This window comes from Brevirhabdus pacifica (assembly GCF_002797755.1).
In the GTDB taxonomy this organism is placed as follows: Bacteria; Pseudomonadota; Alphaproteobacteria; order Rhodobacterales; family Rhodobacteraceae; genus Brevirhabdus; species Brevirhabdus pacifica.
Genome location: NZ_PGFI01000011.1, coordinates 1,352,547 through 1,373,788 on the forward strand (window position 1 = coordinate 1,352,547; position 21,242 = coordinate 1,373,788).

The 21,242-nt window shown below is 67.0% G+C and carries 21 protein-coding genes; 12 read left to right on the top strand and 9 right to left on the bottom strand.

Annotated features, from left to right (window positions below; all coding sequences use genetic code 11):
• Nucleotides 1–64 precede the first annotated feature (64 nt).
• Nucleotides 65–772 (bottom strand): invasion associated locus B family protein, encoded by a 708-nt coding sequence (locus CLV77_RS06440; protein ID WP_076978750.1) that lies wholly within the window; start codon nt 770–772, stop codon nt 65–67.
• Nucleotides 773–1,403: 631 nt separating this feature from the next.
• On the opposite strand from CLV77_RS06440, the gene CLV77_RS06445 reads away from it, so the two are divergent.
• Entirely contained in the window at nt 1,404–2,942 is a 1,539-nt protein-coding gene (locus tag CLV77_RS06445) for a helicase HerA-like domain-containing protein (RefSeq protein WP_076978749.1), read from the top strand.
• A gap of 39 nt (nt 2,943–2,981) precedes the next feature.
• Here the strand turns inward: CLV77_RS06445 and CLV77_RS06450 are convergent, their stop codons facing one another.
• Entirely contained in the window at nt 2,982–4,271 is a 1,290-nt protein-coding gene (locus tag CLV77_RS06450) for an HlyC/CorC family transporter (RefSeq protein ID WP_076978748.1), read from the bottom strand.
• A gap of 132 nt (nt 4,272–4,403) precedes the next feature.
• Between CLV77_RS06450 and CLV77_RS06455 the strand changes: the two genes are divergently transcribed.
• On the top strand, nt 4,404–5,213 hold the full coding sequence (locus CLV77_RS06455) for a metallophosphoesterase family protein (RefSeq protein ID WP_076978747.1): 810 nt from the start codon (nt 4,404–4,406) through the stop codon (nt 5,211–5,213).
• 6 nt (nt 5,214–5,219) lie between these two features.
• Here the strand turns inward: CLV77_RS06455 and CLV77_RS06460 are convergent, their stop codons facing one another.
• Genes CLV77_RS06460 through CLV77_RS16815 form a run of 3 tightly spaced genes read right to left on the bottom strand, consistent with a single transcriptional unit; the run spans nt 5,220 to nt 7,910 of the window.
• Nucleotides 5,220–6,143 (bottom strand): site-specific tyrosine recombinase XerD, encoded by a 924-nt coding sequence (locus CLV77_RS06460; protein ID WP_076978746.1) that lies wholly within the window; start codon nt 6,141–6,143, stop codon nt 5,220–5,222.
• The gene (locus tag CLV77_RS06465) at nt 6,140–7,741 is read right to left on the bottom strand and encodes a hypothetical protein (protein ID WP_076978745.1); all 1,602 of its coding nucleotides are present in this window, start codon (nt 7,739–7,741) and stop codon (nt 6,140–6,142) included. The genes CLV77_RS06460 and CLV77_RS06465 overlap by 4 nt, the downstream gene beginning before the upstream one ends.
• Nucleotides 7,742–7,775: 34 nt before the next feature.
• Nucleotides 7,776–7,910 (bottom strand): hypothetical protein, encoded by a 135-nt coding sequence (locus CLV77_RS16815; protein WP_257787325.1) that lies wholly within the window; start codon nt 7,908–7,910, stop codon nt 7,776–7,778.
• A gap of 118 nt (nt 7,911–8,028) precedes the next feature.
• On the opposite strand from CLV77_RS16815, the gene CLV77_RS06470 reads away from it, so the two are divergent.
• Entirely contained in the window at nt 8,029–8,574 is a 546-nt protein-coding gene (locus CLV77_RS06470; protein ID WP_076978744.1) for a shikimate kinase, read from the top strand.
• Entirely contained in the window at nt 8,571–9,734 is a 1,164-nt protein-coding gene (gene aroB / locus CLV77_RS06475) for a 3-dehydroquinate synthase (RefSeq protein WP_076978743.1), read from the top strand. Before CLV77_RS06470 ends, aroB begins: the two co-directional genes overlap by 4 nt.
• 107 nt (nt 9,735–9,841) lie before the next feature.
• Here the strand turns inward: aroB and ssb are convergent, their stop codons facing one another.
• Nucleotides 9,842–10,342: a single-stranded DNA-binding protein gene (gene ssb / locus CLV77_RS06480; RefSeq protein WP_076980930.1), complete on the bottom strand. Its 501-nt coding sequence runs from the start codon at nt 10,340–10,342 to the stop codon at nt 9,842–9,844.
• A 172-nt stretch (nt 10,343–10,514) separates the two neighbouring features.
• Between ssb and CLV77_RS06485 the strand changes: the two genes are divergently transcribed.
• Complete coding sequence (locus tag CLV77_RS06485) at nt 10,515–11,126, top strand: lytic transglycosylase domain-containing protein (RefSeq protein ID WP_076978742.1); 612 nt, start codon at nt 10,515–10,517, stop codon at nt 11,124–11,126.
• 77 nt (nt 11,127–11,203) lie between these two features.
• On the opposite strand, the gene CLV77_RS06490 is transcribed toward CLV77_RS06485, so the two are convergent.
• The 3 genes from CLV77_RS06490 to miaA form a co-directional block, all read right to left on the bottom strand.
• The gene (locus tag CLV77_RS06490; RefSeq protein ID WP_083707647.1) at nt 11,204–12,070 is read right to left on the bottom strand and encodes a DUF1206 domain-containing protein; all 867 of its coding nucleotides are present in this window, start codon (nt 12,068–12,070) and stop codon (nt 11,204–11,206) included.
• A gap of 127 nt (nt 12,071–12,197) precedes the next feature.
• Entirely contained in the window at nt 12,198–13,877 is a 1,680-nt protein-coding gene (locus tag CLV77_RS06495) for an ABC transporter substrate-binding protein (RefSeq protein WP_076978740.1), read from the bottom strand.
• Between the two features lie 156 nt (nt 13,878–14,033).
• Nucleotides 14,034–14,981, bottom strand: coding sequence for a tRNA (adenosine(37)-N6)-dimethylallyltransferase MiaA (gene miaA / locus CLV77_RS06500; RefSeq protein ID WP_083707646.1), 948 nt, complete (start codon nt 14,979–14,981; stop codon nt 14,034–14,036).
• A 149-nt stretch (nt 14,982–15,130) separates the two neighbouring features.
• Between miaA and pyrH the strand changes: the two genes are divergently transcribed.
• The 7 genes from pyrH to CLV77_RS16820 all read left to right on the top strand — a co-directional run bounded on the left by pyrH (nt 15,131) and on the right by CLV77_RS16820 (nt 21,097).
• A complete protein-coding gene (gene pyrH / locus CLV77_RS06505) occupies nt 15,131–15,868 on the top strand; it encodes a UMP kinase (protein WP_076978739.1) in 738 nt (245 codons plus the stop codon).
• Between the two features lie 173 nt (nt 15,869–16,041).
• Nucleotides 16,042–16,608, top strand: coding sequence for a ribosome recycling factor (gene frr / locus CLV77_RS06510; RefSeq protein ID WP_076978738.1), 567 nt, complete (start codon nt 16,042–16,044; stop codon nt 16,606–16,608).
• A gap of 141 nt (nt 16,609–16,749) precedes the next feature.
• A complete protein-coding gene (gene uppS, locus CLV77_RS06515; protein ID WP_280522644.1) occupies nt 16,750–17,436 on the top strand; it encodes a polyprenyl diphosphate synthase in 687 nt (228 codons plus the stop codon).
• Complete coding sequence (locus tag CLV77_RS06520) at nt 17,433–18,281, top strand: phosphatidate cytidylyltransferase (protein ID WP_083707645.1); 849 nt, start codon at nt 17,433–17,435, stop codon at nt 18,279–18,281. The genes uppS and CLV77_RS06520 overlap by 4 nt, the downstream gene beginning before the upstream one ends.
• On the top strand, nt 18,278–19,462 hold the full coding sequence (gene dxr, locus CLV77_RS06525) for a 1-deoxy-D-xylulose-5-phosphate reductoisomerase (RefSeq protein ID WP_076978736.1): 1,185 nt from the start codon (nt 18,278–18,280) through the stop codon (nt 19,460–19,462). Before CLV77_RS06520 ends, dxr begins: the two co-directional genes overlap by 4 nt.
• Nucleotides 19,463–19,474: 12 nt before the next feature.
• Nucleotides 19,475–20,803 carry an RIP metalloprotease RseP gene (gene rseP, locus CLV77_RS06530; RefSeq protein ID WP_076978735.1) on the top strand — a complete coding sequence of 443 codons (1,329 nt, stop codon included), beginning with the start codon at nt 19,475–19,477 and terminating at the stop codon, nt 20,801–20,803.
• 168 nt (nt 20,804–20,971) lie between these two features.
• Nucleotides 20,972–21,097: a hypothetical protein gene (locus tag CLV77_RS16820; protein WP_257787324.1), complete on the top strand. Its 126-nt coding sequence runs from the start codon at nt 20,972–20,974 to the stop codon at nt 21,095–21,097.
• The last annotated feature ends 145 nt before the right edge of the window (nt 21,098–21,242 follow it).

Sequence of the window (21,242 nt, forward strand, 5' to 3'; positions counted from 1 at the left end):
CAAACGAAAAAGGCGCCCCGCGGGGCGCCTTTGGTCTTTTGTTCGTCTGACAATCAGCGACGGGTCACTTGCCCGCTGCCATGTCGAACCCGGCCGTGAAACCGCTGAGCGAGATCGAAAGCTCGACCTTCTGGTCGGGGGCCGCGACGGGAACGATCAGCATCTTGACCTCGGATCCCTTGCGGAAGGCCGCCAGATCCTGCTCGGTCAGGCCGATACGGGCGAAACAGCCCACCTGGCTGCACCACGAGAAGGGGTAGCGCTTGGCCGAGCTGCTGTCGACGGCAAGGGTCAGCTGTTCGGTCAGAAGGGTTTCAAGCGGGGTGATGATGGTAGCGCCCGCCTTGGCCTGGCCGCCGTCCTTCAGCGCGAAGACGCTGATCTCGGACACGGCATTGCCGTCCTTGTCGCGCAGAAGCTGGTAAAGCTGGCAGGGATCATTGCCCTCGGGCGTGCGCACGCATTGCACCGTCCAGTCCTTGACCTTCTCCTTGACGTAGGTCTTGCCGACCTCAGTCTCCTCGCGGCTTTCGCCCATGGAAAGCTGACCGGGCAAGTCCTGGCCGGTGACGGCCTTGGGCTTGCCGTTGGTCTCGGCCGGGGCCTCGCCGCTGGCGGCGGGTTCGGCCGTCGTGGTCGGGGTTTCGGTCGCGCCCTGCTCGGTCGCGCTGTCCTGTGCCGCGGGTTTCGGGGCATCGGCTGACTGGGCCAGAACGGCCGTGGGCGCCAGGAGCACGCCGAGCAGCAGGGCGGTACGCACATTGTTGAACATGTTGATCCATCATTGATGAGTTGTCTTTGCCCGGATGTAGCACGGGCACCCGCGACTGTCAGGGGCCTACGGCGGGGAATCGCTTAGGACCGGCAGGCGGACGGGGGCATGGCAGGGTGGGGGCGACGGGGGCAAGGCGGCAGGCGGCCAAAAGGCACCAGCGCAGGAAGGCTTCCGGACGGCGCGCAGAAAAAAGGGCCCCGTGAAGGACCCTTTTTCCGTTCTCTCCCCGTCGGACTGGCCGACTTGTTCTAAGGAAACGCTACGGTCTTCCGACGCACCCGTCAACTGTCAATTTCGGGGCTTAACCCGACAATATGACCCGCTTTTCCCGAGGCGGGCGCCAGTCCGGTCAGCATCTATGACGTAAGGGAAGCTTTGCGTGGATCCCCGCGACGGCCGGTCCGACTCTGCCCGCAACACCCGCAGGCAGGCAAAAAAGGACCGTGCCACGAGGGCACGGCCAGTCGACAGGGAGGTATGCCGCCCGGACTGTCCGGGCCGGCCCCTCAGAACTGGCATAAACTCCTTAAGGCTGTATCAAGGAGGTGGGGGCGCCCGGCGATGGGCAGCCCGTGCCCGCGCAGGGCAGGCAAGACCAACGACCGCAAGGCAGAACAGGGACGCAGACATGGCCGAAGACATCTTCATCGGGGGCGGCGGCGAGAATTACGCAGAACCGCAGCTGCTGGCGCTGAAATACGCCAACCGCCACGGGCTGATCGCGGGGGCGACGGGCACCGGCAAGACCGTGACACTGCAGATCCTGGCCGAGTCCTTCTCGGCCCGGGGCGTGCCGGTCTTCCTTTCGGATGTCAAAGGCGATCTGTCGGGGCTGGCCAAGTCAGGCTCGGCCGACTTCAAGCTGCATCAGGCCTTCACGGACCGGGCCGCCACCATCGGATTTGACGATTACGCCTATCGCGCGTTCCCCGTTACCTTCTGGGACCTCTACGGCGAACAGGGCCATCCTGTGCGCAGCACGGTTGCCGAGATGGGACCGCTTCTTCTGTCGCGGCTGATGGACCTGAGCGAGGCGCAGGAAGGGATCCTGAACATCGCCTTCCGTGTCTCGGACGAGGAGGGGCTGCCGCTTCTGGATCTCAAGGACCTGCAATCGCTGCTGGTCTGGGTGGGCGAGAACCGGGCCGACCTGTCGCTGAAATACGGAAATGTCTCGCCCCAGTCGATCGGTGCGATCCAGCGCCGGCTGCTGGTGCTGGAAAACCAGGGCGGCGCCGGCTTCTTCGGCGAGCCCGCGCTGCAACTTGCAGACATGATACGCACCGATGCCCAGGGGATGGGCCGGATCAACATCCTTGCCGCCGACCGGTTGATGAGCTCTCCGCGCCTTTATGCGACCTTCCTTCTGTGGCTGCTGTCCGAGCTCTTCGAGGAGCTGCCCGAGGTGGGCGATCCCGACAAGCCGCGCCTGGTCTTCTTCTTCGACGAGGCGCATCTGCTGTTCGACGACGCGCCCAAGGCCCTGGTCGACAAGGTCGAGCAGGTGGCGCGGCTGATCCGCTCCAAGGGGGTGGGGATCTATTTCGTCACCCAGAACCCCGCCGACGTGCCCGAGGATGTTCTGGGCCAGCTGGGCAACCGGGTGCAGCACGCCCTGCGCGCCTTCACGGCCCGCGACCGGCGGGCGCTGGCGCAGGCGGCCGAGACCTACCGCGAGAACCCGCGCTTCGACACCGAGGAGGCCATCCGCGAGGTGGGCGTCGGCGAGGCTGTCACCTCGATGTTGCAAAAGAAGGGCGTGCCCGGCGTGGTGGAGCGGACTCTGATCCGGCCGCCATCCTCGCAACTGGGCCCGATCACCGACGCCGAGCGGGCGCAGATTATCACGCTGGACGAGATGGGCCCGAAATATTCCAAGACCATCGACCGCGACAGCGCCTTCGAGCGTCTGGCCGAACGGGCCGCCAAGGCCGCCGATGAGGCTGCGCGCGCCGAGGAGAAGGCCGAGGAGGAGGAGGCCGCCGCGCGCGAATACAGCGCCGGAAGGCGCTACAGCGGCACCCGTGTCAGCCGGTCCAGCACGCGCAAGAGACGGGGCGACAGCATCGGCACGGCCTTTGCCAAGTCGATGGCGCGGTCGCTGGGCACGCGGGCGGGTTCGGCCATCGTGCGCGGGGTGCTGGGCGGGCTTTTCAAGGGGCGCTGAGCGCGCCCCTTTTCCGCCGCGCCCGCGCGGGCCGATGGATCAGAGCGGGCGGATCTTCAGCTTGGTGATGCGGTTGTCCTTGCGCTGCACCACCTCGAAACGGAAGCCGTGGAAGCTGAAGACCTGGCCCTGGGTCGGAATCATTTGGGCCTCGTGGATCACCAGACCCGCGACGGTGTTGGCCTCTTCGTCGGGCATGTTCCATTCGGTTGCGCGGTTCAGGTCGCGGATCGTCATCCCGCCCTCGACCAAATAGGCGCCGTCGTCGGTCTTGCGGATCGGGTGTTCGGCGTCGACGTCGAATTCGTCGGTGATCTCGCCCACGATCTCTTCCAGAATATCCTCAAGGGTAATGAGACCCTGAAGCGAGCCGTATTCGTCCACCACCAGCGCGAAATGGGTGCGGCGGCGCAGGAACTCGCGCATCTGGTCGTCGAGCGGCGTCGTCTCGGGCACGAAGTAGGGCTTCATCGACACGTCGAGCACGTTGAATTTCTCCAGCGCGTCCTCCGAGGCTTCGGGGCCGCGCGACAGTTTGTCCATGGCCCGCAGCAGGTCCTTGGCGTGAACGACACCGATGATGTTCTCGGGATCGTCGCGGTAGAGGGGCAGGCGGGTGTAGCGCGATTCCAGCAGCTGCGAGAGGATGTCGCCGGGGGCGTCGTCGACGTTGATCATCTCGATCTTGCTGCGGTGGAGCATGATCTCCTCGACCGCGCGGTCGCTGAGGTCCAGCGCGCCGAGGATGCGGTCCTTGTCTTCCTTCTCGACCACGCCCTCGGAATGGCCAAGCTGCAGGGCGCCGGCGATTTCCTCGCGCACGGCAAGGATGTGGCTGTCGGGATCGGTGCGCACGCCGAAGACGCTGAGCAGCAGCCGGACCAGGGCGCGCACCGCGCTGACCACAGGCGACAGCACGGTGATGACGAAGGCGATGGGGCGCGCTACCAGGGCCGCGGCGGCCTCGGCATTGGTGATGGCGTAGGTCTTGGGCAGCACCTCGGCAAAGATCAGCACCAGCAGCGTCATCACCAGCGTCGCGAGTGCGACGCCGGAATCACCCAGCAGCCGTGTGAAAAGCGCCGTCGCCAGCGAGGTTGCCAGGATGTTGACCAAGTTGTTGCCCAGCAGGACCGACCCGATCAGACGCTCGTTGTCCTCGGTGATCGCGAGGGCGGTCGTGGCCCCGCGCGAGCCCTTGTCGCTCTGGCTGCGCAGCTTGCCGCGCGAGGCGGCGGTCAGCGCCGTCTCGGACCCCGAGAAGAAGGCCGACATCACAAGCAGCAGCAGGATCGCGCCCGATGTGATCCAGAAACCGGTGTCGAGCATTTGATTGATCCTTTGCAGCCATGGGGTTCAGTCGCGGGTCGTTCCGTCTTATGGGGTCTGGGTGGGGTGCGATCAAGTGTGGCGCCGGTCGCGCGGTGTTTCGGCGGCCCGGTTGCAGGCGCGGAGGGGATGATGCGGATCACGGACCTGGGCGAGATCACCGGCAGCGTGCTGGTCTACGGCGGCCCCTATTCCAACCTGCAGGCGACAAGCGCGCTGATGGAGCGCGCCGATGGGCTTGGCATCCCGCCGGGGCGCCGGATCTGCACCGGCGACGTGGTGGCCTATGGCGCTGGTGCCGCGGCCACCGTCGCGCTGGTGCGGGCGCGGGGCGGGGCCGTGGTCGCCGGCAATTGCGAGCGGCAGTTGGCCGAGGGTGCCCCCGATTGCGGCTGTGGCTTCGATGCCGGAAGCGCCTGCGATCTGCTGTCGCGCGGCTGGTATCCTCACGCACTTGCCCAGACCCCGGCGGACTCGCGTGCGTGGATGGCGGACCTGCCCGACGCGATCGTCTTTTATCACGAGGGCCGGCGGATCGCAGTGCTGCATGGCGGAGCCACCGACATCGCCCGCTTCCTCTGGCCTTCTACCCCCGACGAGGGGTTTCGCCACGAACGCCGGGTCCTTGAGGCCGAAACCGGCCCCCTCGACACCATCGTTGCGGGCCATTGCGGGCTGGCCTTCCGCCGGCGGTTCGATGGGCTCGACTGGATCAACGCGGGCGTCATCGGCCTGCCGCCCCACGACGGCCGCGCCGCGACCCGCTTTGCCACGCTGGACAAGGGCCGCGTCCTGTTCCACCGGTTGGAGTATGACGCGCAAGCCGCGCGCCAGGCGATGGAAGCCGCGGGGTTGACGCAAGGCTATCACGCGACGCTGACCGATGGGTCCTGGCCCAGCACCGACATCCTGCCCGCCGAAATGCGCCCGCCCCTGTCCTGACCCCGGTCAGCGCGCCAGCGGGTGGTGGTTGAGGACAAGCTCCTTCAGACGCTCGTCCAGCACATGGGTGTAGATCTCGGTCGTCGACAGGTCCGCGTGGCCCAGCAATGTCTGGATCGAACGCAGGTCGGCCCCATTGGCCAGAAGGTGGGTGGCGAAGGCGTGGCGCAGGGTGTGGGGCGTCACCTTCTCGGGCGAGACGCCACCGAAGACGGCCAGGTCCTTGATCAAAACGTAGAAGCGGTGTCGCGTCAGATGACCCAGCTTTCCGCGCGAGGGAAAGAGGTATGGCGAGGCCGTGCCACCGTTCCGGCGCGCCAGATCCTCGTCCCGATCGCGCAGTTCCAGCCATTCCAGCGTCGCGGCGCGGGCCGGCGGGGACAGGGGCACCATGCGTTCGCGTCCCCCTTTGCCCCGCACCAACAACATGCGCGGATCGCCCCGGGCGGCGGCGACGGGCAGGGATACCAGCTCGCTGACCCGCATGCCGGTGGCATAGAGAAGCTGCATCAGGCAGGCGTTGCGGGCGGCGTCATGGGGGTTGCGGGCCTGAAGCGGCGCGGCCTCGAGCAGGCGGTCGACCTCCGCCTCGGTCAGGGTGCGCGGCAGCTTTCGTTCCTTGCCGGGGCCGCGGATGCGGATCGCCGGATTGTCGCTGCGCCAACCCTCGTCATAGGCGAAACGGTAAAGCTGCCGGATGGACGACAGCCGCCGGGCGCGGGTGGCGCGGGCAAAGCCCTGCGCGTCGCAATGGACGAGATATGCCTCGACATCCTCGCGGGTGGCTTCGGCATAGCTTTTGCCGCGCCCATCCAACCATTCGGCGTAATCCCTGAGGTCGCGGGCATAGGCCAGGCGCGTGTTCTCGGAATTGTCCAGCTCGGCCGCCTGGGCCTCCAGAAAGACTGAAAGCCAATGGGCCGGCGTCACGCCTCGTCCCCCAGCAGCAATAGTTCGAGCGAGGCCGCGCGGGCGGTCGACTCAAGCCCCCAATCGCGCAGGAGCTGAAGCGCGCGGGTCACGTCGCCGGGATCGGCCTCGATGCCCCGGCGCAGCAGCAGCGCGACCTCAAGGATCGTCTCGCCAAGGGACATGTGGCGGGCGGCGGCGGCGGCGGGATCCTCGTCGCTGGGCGGGGTTGCGGGTTCGGCCGAGAGCAGGATCGCCTCTTCCATGGTGTTGGCGGCCTGATCGGGGGCAGGGTGGCGGCCCATGGCCAGGTCCCGCAGCAGGCGGTCGCCCTCTTGTTCGGGCTGCCAGGCCTGGGCGACCTCCTCGGCCTGGTCCGAGAGCATCAGGATGCGGAAGGCAAGGTCGGTGTTGGGACCCAGGACGCCAGCGCCGGGCGTGTCGCCGCCCGGAATGGACTGGGGCAGGCTTTGACCGCCGGGGGCCAGGGGCGCGGTCCTGCTGCCCGCCATGACCTGCCAGATCTGGGGGCCGAAGTGGCGGGCGAAGGCCACCTCAAGCTGGATCGATCGCATGGCGGACCAGGCGTCGGGCAGGGCGTTGCCGACCGCGACCGGGTTGTCGGCTCCGATGGCGGCGATCAGGACCTGCACCGCCGAGACCCGGTCCCAGACCCCGCCCGAGGCGGCGGGCAGGCGGTCGGAATAGATCTCGAAAAGGCGACGGCCCGGCACGGCGCCGACGCGGGTCAGACGCTCGGCCGCCTCGATCTGGCTTTTCCAGCCGGCGGTATCGCGCAGGTCCGAATGGGAAAAGGCCAGGGGCATGGCATTGGTGGGCAAGGGCTCGGCGATGGCGTCCATGATGCGGAAGGCCAGGGGCGAAACGGGCTGCGGCAGGCGGGGGCGGCGGCCCGGCTCGGGATCTTCGGTCTGAAGGAAATGGGCCAGCAGCAGGGCCGAGTCGGGATCCAGCGCCCCAACCGCCCGGCCCGATTCCAGCGTCAGTGCTGCGGTATTCCAGTCACCGCTGCGTGCCAGGCAGAAGATCCGCGCCGAGAGGGTCGGCGCAATCTCGGGCGACTTCATCAGCCGCGCGCAGGTCTGATCCTCGCGCCACAGCAGCAGGCTGACATCGAAGGCCTGGCCGAAGGTGGCGACATCATGGGGATCGACCTGTTCCAGCAAGGCGGCCGCCTGATCGATGGCGCCGAACTCGATCAGCTTGGCGACCCGGGCGCGGAAAACGGCCCCGTCGCCCGGGGGCGGCCCGGCTGTGACGGCGGCAAGGGGCGCGTCGGCCTCGGCCAGAAGTGCCATCATCAGAAGCGCCTGCACGGAGGGCAGGGCCACGATCTCCTGCTGTTCGATCAGCGCGGTCAGCTCGTCGACCCGCGTATCGCCCCAGAGCGAGGCGGGCAGGCCGGTAATCTGCGCCGGCAGCAGGCCGATCGCGTCGCGCCGCACCGATCCGATGGACGAGGTGGCGACCTGATCCGGCAGGGCGCTGCGGCTGACCGGCGGTTCGGGCGCGCGCAGGGATTGCTGCGCATCCTCGCTGCTCAGCCAGTCGATGGCCGAAAGCGGGCGGTCCCCCTCGGCCACAACGGCCAGGGGCATGCCGACTGCGAGAAACAGCGTAGAGAGGTTGAGCCTAGTCGACATCAAGCGTGAGAGGCGTTGAACTGGTCTCCACCCGGGGCGACATGTCGCCCAGAAAGGCATAGCCCGTCAGCCCGAGAAAACCGATTACAATCAGAAAAACCAGCAATTTCAGTAGTATCTTCATCCTGCCTCTGCTCCTGCCCCGAAGTCGTTGTCGCATTATGTGAAGTTTATATATGGATTTCCGGCCGAGTTCACGCCATTCAAACAAAGATTCTTTCATAAGCGGGACAATGCCACCAATGGCGAATGAGCTGGCAAAAACCGTCGTGCTGGTGGGCATGATGGGATCGGGGAAGACCGCGATCGGGACGGCCCTGGCCAAGCGTCTCGACGTGCCTTTCCTGGATTCCGATGCCGAGATCGAGGTCGCGGCCTCGATGAGCATCGCCGAGATTTTCGCCCGCTACGGGGAGCCGTTCTTCCGCGAGAAGGAGGAGCAGGTGATCGCCCGGCTTCTGGATGGTGCGCCCTCGGTCCTGTCCACCGGCGGCGGCGCGTTCCTCAGCCCCCGCATCAGACAGCTTGTCTCGGACAGGGGCGTGTCGGTCTTTCTTGACGCGGACCTGCCGCTGCTCTGGAGCCGGGTGCGCCACAAGACGACCCGCCCCCTGCTGCGCACCGACGATCCCCGCCGCACGCTGGGAGAGCTGTTCCGCGCCCGGGCGCCGGTCTATGCGCTGGCCGATCTGGCCGTCGAGGCGCGGGCCGAATACAGCATTGCCGACATGACCGAGGCCGTGGCCGACACCCTGTCCCGCGCCGGCATCATCAAGGAGACGACATGACCGCAGGAACCCGCACCGACGCCCCCTCTGCCACCACCGGCCGCGCGGGCGCGGTGGTCCATGTGCCGCTGGGTACGCGGGCCTATGACGTGCACGTGGGCGGTGGTCTGCTGGCACGGTCGGGCGAGTTGATCGCGCCGCTGCTGGATCGGCCCCGGGTCGCCGTCATCTCGGACGAGACGGTCGCCGCCCTGCACCTCGAGACCCTGCGCGCGGGGCTTGCCTCCCACGGGATCGAGATGGTCGCCCTGGCCCTGCCGCCCGGCGAGGCGACCAAGAGCTGGCCCCAGTTCACCCGTGCCACCGAATGGCTGCTGGAACAGAAGATCGAGCGGCGCGACATGGTTGTGGCCCTCGGCGGCGGCGTGATCGGGGACCTGGCAGGCTTTGCCGCCGCCGTGCTTCGGCGCGGGGTCCGTTTCGTGCAGATCCCCACCAGCCTGCTGGCCCAGGTCGACAGTTCGGTCGGGGGCAAGACCGGCATCAACGCGCCCCAGGGCAAGAACCTGATCGGTGCCTTTCACCAGCCCGCGCTGGTGCTGGCCGACACCGATGTTCTGGACACGCTGCCGCGCCGCGATTTCCTGGCAGGATATGGCGAAGTGGTGAAATACGGGCTTCTGGGGGATGCGGATTTCTTCGACTGGCTGGTGGCCCATGGCCCCGGCCTGCTGGATCCGGGCGCCGAGGCCGACCGGATCGAGGCCGTCCGCCGCTCTGTGGCCATGAAGGCCGAGATTGTCGTTCGCGACGAGACCGAGCAGGGCGATCGTGCGCTATTGAACTTGGGCCACACCTTCTGCCACGCGCTGGAGGCTGCGACCGGCTATTCGGACCGGCTGCTTCACGGCGAGGGGGTCGCGATCGGCTGTGCCCTGGCGTTCGAGCTTTCGGCACGCCTTGGCCTTTGTGCCCAGGAAGAGCCGGGCCGCGTCCGCGCCCACCTGCGCGAAATGGGGATGAAGACCGACCTTGCCGACATTCCCGGCCCGCTGCCCGACGCGCGGGGACTGCTGGGTCTGATGGGTCAGGACAAGAAGGTGGTTCAGGGCAAGCTGCGGTTCATCCTGGCACGCGGGATCGGCGAGGCTTTCGTCACCGGCGACGTGCCCGACAAGGCCGTGCTGGAGGTTCTGGACGACGCGCTTTCCATGCGCTGAGCCGGGCCGGGCCAACAGTGGGTTGAGGTCCCGGAGCAGATACAAGAACGGCGCGGCCCCCGGGGACCGCGCCGTTTTCTTTAGTCGTGCCGATTGCTGCGGCAGGCTTAGAACGGGATCTCGTCGTCGAGGTCCGAGGCCGCACCCGACGGGCCGCCATAGCCGCCGCCGTCGTTGGCGCCGCCGCTGCCACCGCCGCTATAGCCGCCGCCAGACTGGTCGGCCATGTAGCCGCCACCGCCGCCGCCTTCACCGCCACGGCTGTCCAGCAGCGTCAGCTCACCCTTGTAGGGACGCAGGACAACCTCGGTCGAATAGCGGTCCTGACCGGACTGGTCCTGCCATTTGCGGGTTTCAAGCTGACCCTCAAGATAGACCTTGGAGCCCTTGCGCAGGTATTGCTCGGCGATGCGGGCCAGGGGTTCGGAGAAGATCGCAACGGAATGCCACTCGGTCCGCTCCTTGCGTTCGCCGGTGTTGCGGTCCTTCCAGTTCTCGGAGGTGGCAATGCGCAGGTTGCAGACCTTGCCCCCGTTCTGGAATGTCCGAACCTCGGGGTCGCGCCCCAGATTGCCCACGAGAATGACCTTGTTCACCGAACCTGCCATATGCGCCTCCATCGAATCCTGAATTTGTTAACCGTGGACGTTATCGGGTGAACGGGCAATTAAGAAGAGCCATTCGTCCCATCGGTATAGTCCGGCCCGGGGTGGGGTTTGGGATTCGTCCGGCCTGTGCCTATAGTCCGGCGGGGGACAGTAACAATATGGTGTCAGTATCATGAAAACCCTTCTTGCCGGCCTGCTGGGCCTTGCCCTGTCGCTGCCCGCGCCGCTCAGCGCCGAGGGCGCGCGCGCCTCGTCGAAATCGCGTGCCAAGATCTTCTCGTCGCAGGCGCGACTGATGGATCAGCGACTGTCAAAGCAATACGCGGCCTCGGTCCGTCTGACACCGCAATACCGGCCCGCGCCCGCCGCCGCGGCACCCGGGCGGCCCGGCGTCGCGCCGCCGCGCTATTCCGGCAGCTACAAGGGTCAGTACCTTTCCCACGCCCGGCAGGCCGCGCGCCGCCACGGCATCCCCGAGGATCTTTTCCTGCGCCTCGTGCAGCAGGAGAGCGGTTGGAACCCGCGGGCCAAATCCTCGAAAGGGGCTCTGGGTCTGGCACAGCTGATGCCGGCAACGGCCCGGGGACTGGGCGTGGATCCCCATGATCCGGTCTCGAACCTGGAAGGTGGTGCGCGCTATCTCAAGCGGCAGTTCAAGCGGTTCGGAGATTGGCGCCATGCCCTGGCCGCCTACAACGCGGGCCCGGGAGCGGTCGCCAAGTACAACGGCATCCCGCCCTACCGCGAGACGCGCAATTACGTCCGCATCATCTGGGGCCATTGAGCCGCAAGGTCAGCTTCGGTGTGCAAACATCTGAAAAGGTGATCTCAAATCGTTGGGGGCGTGTTTGGGGACTGGCCTCAGGCCCGCCCCGTCGCCTCCCGCATCCGGGCCTGGGCCCAGTTGGACAGCGACTCGACGCTGTCGCCGTCCACCTTGGGAATGATCCGGTAAAGCGCGTTGACCACGCAGAAGATGGCAAAGCAGACCAACGCCACGGCGACGGCAGCGACGAGTGCAGGGCCGAAGGCCTGCTCGTTCAGCCAGTCGAAGACCTTCTGCAGGCCGCCCGCGTGCTCGGGATCGGCGGTGAAGGCGGCATAGGTCAGGAAAGCGCCGATCAGCGTCACCACCACGGCCTGGCCCAGGACGCCCAGGCGCAGGATCCAGTCCCAGCGCCGGGTGATCGTGTTGGACCGGAGGTGGTCCTGGTAGGTCCGGCCCACCGCCTTGACGGTATAGTAGATGCCCGCGCCGACAGTCAGCGCGCCGGCGATGCCCACCATCTGGATCCCGGCCGGCAGCGACATGATCTTGGCCGTCCATTCCGCGATGGTGGATCCCGATCCGGGCTTGTCAGTGTCGAAGCGGGTGAAGAGGACGGCCGCCGCGGCAAAGCCGATGGCCAGGTGAATGAGCCCGGTGACGACCATGCCGATCCGGGCGATCACGCCCTTGATCTCGTGGCCGTAATCCTCAAGGTCGAACCAGGCGTCGACCAGCCGCCAGACTGCGTAGGCGGCCATGCCGGCCGCGATCAGGGCCAGAACGACAAGGCCCCAGGCGCTGGTCTCAAGTTTTTCCAAGGCCGATCCGGTGCCCTCGGCCCGCTCACCCCGGGCGATGGCGAAAAGGGCAAAGCCCGCGATCACCAGATAGACAAGGCCGCGCCCGGCATAGCCCGCGCGCATGACGGGGGCGGTCCAGGACAGATCGGGCGAGGACATGGGCAAGGCTCCTTGGGAGGGTCGGGAACGACTACTCATGGCCAACCGGTCCGGGGGCGGAATGTTCCCTGTCACCGCGTCATTTGACACTTATCCCAAGGCCGGGCCTGCGGCGTCTGCCGCCCGATCAGTCCTCGATCCCCAGCCGGTAGAGATGCAGCTCATACGTCGGGTGGGTTTCGGCCCCCGAAACGCCCTTGCGCCAGTGTCGGAAGACCGAGCGCCAGTAGGGCTGAATGATGACGCCCTCCTCGCGCAGGATCTCTTCAAGCCGTCGCATCACGCTGCGGCGGCGGTCGGCAACGGGCACGCCCAGCGCCTCGTTGAGGAGGCTGTCGAACTCCTTGTTGGAAAAGCCGCTCTCGTTCCAGGCGGCCCCGCTGCGATAGCCCAGCGCAAGCACCTGCACCCCCAGGGGGCGCATGTTCCAGTTGGTCGACGAAAAGGCATAGCTGGCCCAGTTGGGCGAGTAGATCGCGCCGGGGAGGCTGGTGCGGCGCACCTTGATCCCGGCATCGCGCAGCAGGGCCGCCACCGCGTCGGTGGTGGTCTTGCGCCAGTCGTCGTCGATCGAGACGAGCTCATGCTCGAAATCGGCGAACCCGGCCTCGGTCATCAGCTCCAGCGCGCGCACCGGATCGAACTCGGCCGGGCCGATGTCGGCGTAATCGGGCTGCACCGGGCAGACGTGGTGGTTGGCGGCCACCAGCCCGCGGCCGCCATAGCCCAGCTCTAGACAGATCTCGTTGTCGACCGCCAGTGCCAGGGCGCGGCGCACGCGCGGGTCGGCATAGGGTTTGCGCCCGTCGATCTCGGCGCCCTGCTTGGCACGGATGACGATGGTGTTCGCTGTCAGTGTTTCGGATCGTTCCCACCCGATCTGGTCCATCAGTTCGATGAAATTGCCGACGCTTTCGTAAAGCATGTCGACCTCGCCGGCCTCGGCGGCGCGGGCCCAGGTCATGGGGTCCGTGCCGTAATCCAGAAACTCGATCCGGTCGAGGTGGGGGCCGCCGTATCCCGGCGTGTCGGCACCCCACCACCGGTGGGCCGTGTTGCGCACCAGCACGGCGCGGTGGTTCAGCTCGAAGCTTTCGGGAAGGAAGGGGCCGGTGCCGACGGGGCGGGTCAGGATCGCTTCGGGATCGAACCCCTCGGGGACGATCGCGGCGGGGTAATCGGCCATGCCGGGGATGATCGAGACATCGGGGCGCGGCAGCACCAGCCGGACGGTCAGCGGATCCACCACCTCGGCGGCGCCATCCATCAACTGGCCCGTCGCGGGATCGATCAGGACCGACATGCGCCCGGCCATGGAATTGCCCTCAAGCGTGCTGTCGCACCAGAGCGCGATGTTGCGCAGCACATCGTCAGAGGTGAAGGGGCGTCCGTCGGACCATGTCACGTCGGGGCGGACGTGAAGAAGGTACTCGGTCGCGTCCTCGTTCACCTCCCAGCTTCTCAGCAACATGCCCCGGAAAGTGCCGTCGTGCTGATACTCGACCAGGTATTCCAGCCATCCGCGGGTGAAATTGGCGATCTGGCTCCAGTCGAAGAGGCGCGGGTCGAGGCCGGCGCGCACCTCTGTCTGGATGCGCAATGTCTTTCCTTGGGGGGCGGCCTCGTCGGTTTTCCGCTGGGCGATGGCGGGGGCGGTCAGGCCAAGGGCGCCATAGGCGGCCGCGCTGCTGGCGCCCAGCGCGGTGGCGCGGGCCAGGAATTCGCGCCGGGGCATCCCGCCGGCCCGGGTCTCCTCGGCAAGGGCGGCGATCAGCGGGTGCGTGGGGCGGGAATTGGGATCTGACATCGGTCTCTCCTTGCTGGTGCGGCCGAACCCGGAGGGGCGCCCGAACGGCCCCCGACCAGCGCCCGGACCATACCCGAACCTCACATCCAAATCAGAGCCGACATCCCGCCGGATTGCAACCGGACTCCCGACCGGCGGGGCCGGGTCGCGTCGTATTCAGAACGGCACCACCGGGTGCCAGTTCCCCATCCGCGCCCGGAACCACGTCCGCTGGCGCTTGGCGTATTGGTGGGTGGCGATCTTGGCGCGCGCCACCGCCGTCGCCAGATCGATCTCGCCCTGCAGGTGGGCGATGAGTTCGGGCGCGCCGATTGCCCGCGACGACAGGGCCGCGGGATCCCAGCCGGGCAGGTTTGCCCGGGCCTCTTCCAGCGCGCCCTGATCCATCATCTGGTCGAACCGCAGGTCGATGCGGGCGTTGAGCGCGTCGCGCCCGGGGCTCAGGACGATGGGGAGAACCCGGTCGATCGGCAAAAGCGGGGCAGGGGTCGCGTCCTGCCAGGTGCGCAGGCCCCGACCGGTGGCGCGCAGGACCTCCAGCGCGCGCTGCACCCTTTTGGGGTTGGCCAGATCGATGCCGCCCGCGGTGGCCGGATCCTCGCGCACAAGCTCCGCCGCCAAGGCCGCAACGCCTTCCTCACGCAGGCGGGCGTCAAGTTCGGCGCGGAGGTCGGCGGGGGTCGCGGGGATGGGCGCCAGCCCCTCGGTCAGGGCGCGGAAATAAAGACCCGTGCCGCCCACCACAACCGGGCGGGGGGCGTTCGGCCCCTCCAGGATCTCCGCCACCTCGCGCAGCCAGTGGCCGACCGAATAGCTGTCGCCGGCAGCCACGTGGCCGTAAAGGCGATGGGGCAGCGCGGCCTCTTCCCCGGCCGAAGGACGGGCGGTCAACAGCCGCCAGTTGCCATAGACCTGAAGCGCGTCGGCGTTGACGATGAGGCCGCCGCCCTCGCGCACGATCCGGGCGGCCAGCGCCGATTTGCCCGATGCGGTCGGCCCCGCGATCAGCACCGGCCGATCGGGCGGCAGGTCGCGCAGCAGGCGGTCAACCTGCGCATCCACTGCGTCGGGGGCGGTATCTGCGGGGCGGGGGGCAGTGTTCATCAGGGTCCTTCGTGCAGCCGGCGTGCTGATCGTCCGGTCAGGGCGCCGCGTAATGCCGCCGCCGGCCGACGACAAGCCGTTTAAGCGTTGAACGTGATCCTGTTTTGGCACATTGTCGCGTCGATTTTCCAGACAAGGAGCCCTCCCGCATGACCGACCCCAATCCAAGCGACCATCAGGTGTCCTACAAGCGGGTTCTGCTGAAGATCTCGGGAGAGGCGCTCATGGGGGACCAGGGTTACGGTCTGCATCCGCCGACGGTCGAGCGGATCGCCCAGGAGGTCAAGAGCGTCCATGACATGGGCGTCGAGATTGCCATGGTCATCGGCGGCGGCAACATCTTTCGCGGCCTGCAAGGCAGCGCCCAGGGGATGGAGCGGACGACCGCCGACTACATGGGCATGCTGGCGACGGTGATGAACGCGCTGGCGATGCAGTCGGCGCTGGAGACCATCGGCGTCTTCACCCGGGTCATCAGCGCCATCCCCATGGACCAGATCTGCGAGCCCTACATCCGCCGCCGCGCCGTCCGTCATCTGGAAAAGGGCCGCGTCTGCATCTTCGCCGCCGGCACCGGCAATCCCTATTTCACCACCGACACCGCCGCCACGCTGCGCGCCAACGAAATGTCCTGCGAGGCGATCTTCAAGGGCACCAAGGTCGACGGCGTCTATGACGCGGACCCGATGCTGGACCCCACCGCGACCCGCTATGACGAGGTCAGCTACGACGACGTGCTGCAAAAGCGGCTGAAGGTGATGGACGCCTCGGCCATCGCACTTGCCCGCGACAACAGCCTGCCAATCATCGTCTTCTCGCTGGATGAGCCGGGCGGCTTCCGCACCATCCTCGAGGGCAAAGGCACCTATACCCGCGTTCACGGCTGAGCGTCACGCGACCGGGCCCGGCGCCCCGTGGTGGGCCACAGGCCCGTCTGGGCGGGGCCGGCCGGGGGCGTCGATCGGGCGCCCGCCGGGCTTGAGCCTATACAAGCTCGGTCGCTTGACGTTATAGCTGTGCCAACCCAGTCAAATATCGACTAAAAAACGGATACCCAGAAATGGCAGACAACGATATCGAAATCGATCTGGACGATCTTGGCCATCGCATGGATGGCGCCATGACCGCGCTGCGCTCGGAATTCCAGAGCCTGCGCACCGGGCGGGCCTCGGCCTCGATGCTGGATACGATCACGGTCAACGCCTATGACACGGTCACCCCGCTCAACCAGGTGGGCACGGTTAACGTCCCCGAACCGCGGATGCTTACCGTCACCGTCTGGGACAAGCAGCTGGTCAACAAGGTCGAAAAGGCGATCCGCGAGTCGGGGCTGGGGATCAACCCGGTCATGGACGGCACGGTCATCCGCCTGCCGATCCCCGAGCTGAACGAGGAACGCCGCCGCGAGCTGACCAAGATCGCCGCCCAATATGCCGAGGCCGCCCGCGTGGCGGTGCGCAACGTGCGCCGCGACGGGATGGACCAGATCAAGAATGCCAAGTCCGCGGGCATGAGCGAGGACGACCAGAAGATCTGGTCCGGCGAGATCCAGGAGATGACGGACAAGCACATCGCCGCCATCGACGCGGCGCTGGAGTCCAAGCAGGCCGAGATCATGCAGGTCTGATCACCGGGTGGGCGGCCGGGAGCCGCCCGCCGGCGCGCATGGCCCATAGGCGGGCCCGGCGCGATCCGGTATAGTGTCCCAGGCGTAGCGTACAGGATATCCCGCGTGGCAGATGAAGCCCAAAAGAACCGGCCGAGACATGTGGCCATCATCATGGATGGCAACGGCCGCTGGGCGACCCAACGCAAGCGTCCGCGCCTGTTCGGGCACCAGGCCGGCGCGCGCCGTGTCCGCGAGATCGTGGAAGCCTGCCCAGAGCTGGGCGTGCATTACCTGACCATCTTCGCCTTCTCGACCGAGAACTGGAAACGCACCCAGTCCGAGGTTGCGGGGCTGATGTCGCTCTTTCGGCGTTATATCGCCAAGGAGATGCAGGAGTTCATGCGCCAGGGCGTGCGGGTCCGCTTCATCGGCGACCGGGTGCGGCTGGATGCCAAGCTCCGTGCCCTGATGGACGAGGTCGAGGCGCTGACGATCGCCAATGACCGCACCCACCTGACCATCGCCCTGAACTACGGCGGCCGCGACGAGGTGGCCCGCGCCACCCGGCGCTTAGCCCAGGAGGTCGCCGCCGACCGCCTGCACCCCGATGAGGTGGACGAAACGACGCTGGCGCGTTTCCTCGATACCTGCGTCCTTCCCGACCCCGACCTGGTGATCCGCACCAGCGGCGAGGCGCGGATCTCGAACTTCCTGCTGTGGCAATCGGCCTACGCGGAATATGAATTCATCGACACGCTCTGGCCTGACTTCACCCCCGAGGTGTTCGAGTCGGTGCTGGAAAATTTCGGAAACCGCGAACGGCGGTTCGGAGCAGTCCCTGCATGAGCGAGCTTTCGGCCTCGACCACGACCCACCCGACGTCCCCTGCAAGCGCCGCCCCCAAGACAGGCGGACGCTGGGACGACCTGATGCCGCGCCTGATCTCGGGCGCCGTGATGGTCGGCGTCGGCGTCTTCGCGATCTGGATGGGCGGGATCTGGTTCCAGGCCCTGGTTTCCATCGCGACCGGGCTGATGATCTGGGAGCTGACCCGCATGGTCGCCCCGGAGGTTGCGGCCCGCGGCGTGCTGTTCGGCCAGTTTTCGGTCGCGCTGATCATGGCGGTGCCGCAGATCGGTGCCCTGTGGATCCTGCCTTGGGTGATCGGCCTGGCGTTGGTGGCGACGCTGACCATGCCGCGCCGCTCGTCGATCTACGCGATCTTCTTTTCGGCCATCCTGATCGCGGGCTACGGGCTGGTGACCTTCCGCAGCCTGAACGGCGTCACGTGGCTGTTCTGGATGGTGATCGTCGTCGTGGTGACGGATGTATTCGGATATTTCGCCGGCCGGTTCATCGGCGGGCCCAAGTTCTGGCCGCGTGTCAGCCCCAAGAAGACCTGGTCGGGCACCGTCGCGGGCTGGATCGGCGCGGGGCTGGTGGGGGCGATCTTCCTTGTCTACACCACCGCCGGGCGCGATCTTATCTGGATCTCGATGCTGCTGTCCTTTGCCTCGCAGATGGGCGACGTGGCCGAATCGGCGCTCAAGCGCAGGGTAGGGGTCAAGGACAGCTCGAACCTGATCCCCGGGCACGGCGGGCTTTTCGACCGGTTCGACGGCCTTCTGGGCGCGGCGCTGTTCATGCTGCTCGTGGCCTCCCTGGTCGAGGTGCCCGAGGTCCGCTTTTGACACGCAAGGTTTCGGTCTTTGGCGCGACGGGGTCCATCGGTGTCAGCACGGTGGATCTGCTGACGCGGGGCCGCGACGTTGATCCGTCCGCTTACGACGTGGTCGCGCTGACGGGCGGGGCCAACGTGGCGCTGCTGGCCCAACAGGCCCGGGCCCTTGATGCCAGCCTTGCCGTCACCGCCCATCCGTCCTGCCTGCCCGAGCTGCGCGAGCGGCTGGCGGGCACGCGCATCGAATGCGCCAGCGGCGCCGATGCAATCATCGAGGCCGCCCGCCGACCCGTCGACTGGGCCATGTCGGCCATCGTGGGCGCGGCCGGTCTGCCGCCGGGGCTTGCGGTGCTTGAGCAGGGCGCCACACTGGCGCTGGCCAACAAGGAAAGCCTGGTGGCGGCCGGCCCGCTGATGATGGCCACGGCCCGGCGTCACGGCGCCACGCTGCTGCCCGTCGACAGCGAGCATTCGGGCATCTTCCAATGCCTTGGCCAGGAGGATCCGGCAGGGGTGGAGCGGGTGATCCTGACCGCCTCGGGCGGGCCGTTTCGCGACTGGAGCATGGAGCGGTTGCGCCAGGTGACCCCGGCCCAGGCCGCGACCCATCCCAACTGGGACATGGGCCAGCGGATCACCATCGACAGCGCCTCGATGTTCAACAAGGCGATGGAAATCATCGAGACCCATGAGTTTTTCGGTCTGGACCCGGCCCGGATCGAGGTGCTGGTCCATCCGCAATCGCTGGTCCACGCGCTGGTGGGCTTCCGGGACGGCGGGATCCTGGCGCACCTGGGCCCGGCCGACATGCGCCATGCCATCGGCTATGCGCTGCACTGGCCGGGGCGCGGTGACGTTCCCGTCGAGCGGCTGGACCTGGCCGCCCTGGGGCGACTGGATTTCGAAGCGCCTGACGAAAACCGCTTTCCCGCCCTGCGCCTGGCGCGCGAGGTGATGGAGGCCGGCGGCCTTGCGGGGGCCGCGTTCAACGCCGCCAAGGAAACGGCGCTGGACCTATTCATTGATAAACGTATCGGGTTTTTGGACATGGCTGTGCTTGTCGAACATGTGTTGGACACGCTTTCTGCCGAAACGAGACTTGGAAGTGCCGAGTTTAACCTTGATAACGTGCTGAACGTGGACCATCTGGCACGTAAGGCGGCGATCGATTCCGCCCGTGTCCGGGCGTAGGAGAGTGTTGGTATGATCGATATGTTGCCGTCTTTCGGCGGGTTTCTCGGAACTTTCGGGGCTTTCATCCTTGCCTTGAGCATCATCGTCGCCATTCACGAATATGGGCATTACATCGTCGGTCGCTGGTGCGGCATCCACGCCGAGGTCTTCTCGCTCGGATTCGGGCCGGTTCTCTTCTCGACCTTCGACAAGCACGGCACGCGCTGGCAATTGGCCGCGCTGCCCTTCGGCGGCTACGTCAAGTTCCTGGGCGACGCCGACGCCGCCAGCGGCAAGGACGGCTCGCAGATCTCCGAAATGACGCCGGAAGAGGCCAAGCGCACCATGCACGGTGCCGCCCTCTGGCGGCGCTCGGCCACGGTGGCGGCGGGGCCGGTCTTCAACTTCATCCTGTCGATCGTGGTCTTCGCGGGCGTCATGTGGACCCAGGGCGTCGCGGTCGAAACACCGACCGTCGGCAGCCTCAAGACCCTGCCGCAGGAACAATCCGCCCTGCAGGAAGGCGACGAGATCCTGGCGGTCGATGGCAAGGAGGTCGCCGATTTCGGCGAACTTTTCACCCTGACCGACACGCTGGATCTGGGCCCGGTCGAATACACCGTGCGCCGTGACGGCGAGGTGACCGAGGTGACGGGTCCGTTCCCGATGCCCGCCCGCATCGACCAGATCCACCCCAAATCGGCCGCGATGGACGTGGGCCTCGAGGTGGGGGATGTCATCCAAACCATCGAGGGCAAGCCCATCACCGCGTTCCGCGAGCTGCGCCAGATCGTCGAGGTTTCGGAAGGCCGCCCGCTTCTGATGAGCGTGTGGCGGGACGGCAAGACCTTCGACGTGACCCTCGTGCCCCAGCGCCGCGACCTGCCGCTGCCCGAGGGCGGGTTTGAGACCCGCTATCTGATCGGGGTCTCGGGGGGGCTGTTCTTCGAGCCGCTGACCGAGACGCCGGGTCCGTTCGAGGCCGTGGGCTACGGCATCCAGCAGACCTGGTCGATCGTCAAATCCTCGCTTTCAGGGCTGGCGCATATCGTCACCGGCGCGATCAGCTCGTGCAACCTTCAGGGGCCGCTGGGCATCGCCGAGACCTCTGGCGCCGCTGCCAGCCAGGGCGTGCAGAGCTTCGTGTGGTTCATCGCCGTGCTGTCGACGGCCGTCGGCCTTCTGAACCTTTTCCCGGTGCCGGTTCTTGATGGCGGACATCTGGTCTTCCACGCCTACGAGGCCGTGGTCGGCAAGCCGCCCACGGACCGGGCGCTGCGGGTTTTCTTCGCGGTGGGGCTGGCCTTCATCGTGACGCTGATGGTCTTTGCGCTTAGCAACGACATCTTCTGCCCCTGATCCTTCCGGCCCCGTTGGGGGCCGGGGCGGCGCCCGATGGGGTCGCCCGATCACGGCAATGCCATTCGAATTGTCACGAGATGGTCAGGCGCGTGCCGCATTTGCGCCAGATTTCGCCCCCACGATCCGAAGCCATATGCGTACCTCCGGCCACGAAAGGCTTCGACCATGCAGATCATTTCTTCGGGATATCGCGGCGTGGCCCTTGTTCTGGGCCTGAACCTGGACCGCCTTCTGTGGCTTGCGACCATCGGTGGCGCATTGGCGCTGAGCGCCTATATCGCCTCTCTCTGATCCCGGATCGATGCGCGCGGCACCCTGAAAGGGGTGGCGCGAACCAGCTTCCGCCCCCTGCTCGGCGCGGGGCGCCAGGCGGTGCCCGGCCGCTGTTGCGCAGATGCTGCATCGGGCGCGAGTTCGTTTTGACACGTTAGGGCTT

Coding starts and splice junctions, on each gene's coding strand:
- CLV77_RS06440 (WP_076978750.1), bottom strand. CDS start 772: ATGTTCAACAATGTGCGTACCGCCCTGCTGCTCGGCGTGCTCCTGGCG.
- CLV77_RS06445 (WP_076978749.1), top strand. CDS start 1,404: ATGGCCGAAGACATCTTCATCGGGGGCGGCGGCGAGAATTACGCAGAA.
- CLV77_RS06450 (WP_076978748.1), bottom strand. CDS start 4,271: ATGCTCGACACCGGTTTCTGGATCACATCGGGCGCGATCCTGCTGCTG.
- CLV77_RS06455 (WP_076978747.1), top strand. CDS start 4,404: ATGCGGATCACGGACCTGGGCGAGATCACCGGCAGCGTGCTGGTCTAC.
- CLV77_RS06465 (WP_076978745.1), bottom strand. CDS start 7,741: ATGCCCCTGGCCGTTGTGGCCGAGGGGGACCGCCCGCTTTCGGCCATC.
- CLV77_RS16815 (WP_257787325.1), bottom strand. CDS start 7,910: ATGAAGATACTACTGAAATTGCTGGTTTTTCTGATTGTAATCGGTTTT.
- CLV77_RS06470 (WP_076978744.1), top strand. CDS start 8,029: ATGGCGAATGAGCTGGCAAAAACCGTCGTGCTGGTGGGCATGATGGGA.
- aroB (WP_076978743.1), top strand. CDS start 8,571: ATGACCGCAGGAACCCGCACCGACGCCCCCTCTGCCACCACCGGCCGC.
- ssb (WP_076980930.1), bottom strand. CDS start 10,342: ATGGCAGGTTCGGTGAACAAGGTCATTCTCGTGGGCAATCTGGGGCGC.
- CLV77_RS06485 (WP_076978742.1), top strand. CDS start 10,515: ATGAAAACCCTTCTTGCCGGCCTGCTGGGCCTTGCCCTGTCGCTGCCC.
- CLV77_RS06490 (WP_083707647.1), bottom strand. CDS start 12,070: ATGTCCTCGCCCGATCTGTCCTGGACCGCCCCCGTCATGCGCGCGGGC.
- CLV77_RS06495 (WP_076978740.1), bottom strand. CDS start 13,877: ATGTCAGATCCCAATTCCCGCCCCACGCACCCGCTGATCGCCGCCCTT.
- miaA (WP_083707646.1), bottom strand. CDS start 14,981: ATGAACACTGCCCCCCGCCCCGCAGATACCGCCCCCGACGCAGTGGAT.
- pyrH (WP_076978739.1), top strand. CDS start 15,131: ATGACCGACCCCAATCCAAGCGACCATCAGGTGTCCTACAAGCGGGTT.
- frr (WP_076978738.1), top strand. CDS start 16,042: ATGGCAGACAACGATATCGAAATCGATCTGGACGATCTTGGCCATCGC.
- CLV77_RS06520 (WP_083707645.1), top strand. CDS start 17,433: ATGAGCGAGCTTTCGGCCTCGACCACGACCCACCCGACGTCCCCTGCA.
- rseP (WP_076978735.1), top strand. CDS start 19,475: ATGATCGATATGTTGCCGTCTTTCGGCGGGTTTCTCGGAACTTTCGGG.
- CLV77_RS16820 (WP_257787324.1), top strand. CDS start 20,972: ATGCAGATCATTTCTTCGGGATATCGCGGCGTGGCCCTTGTTCTGGGC.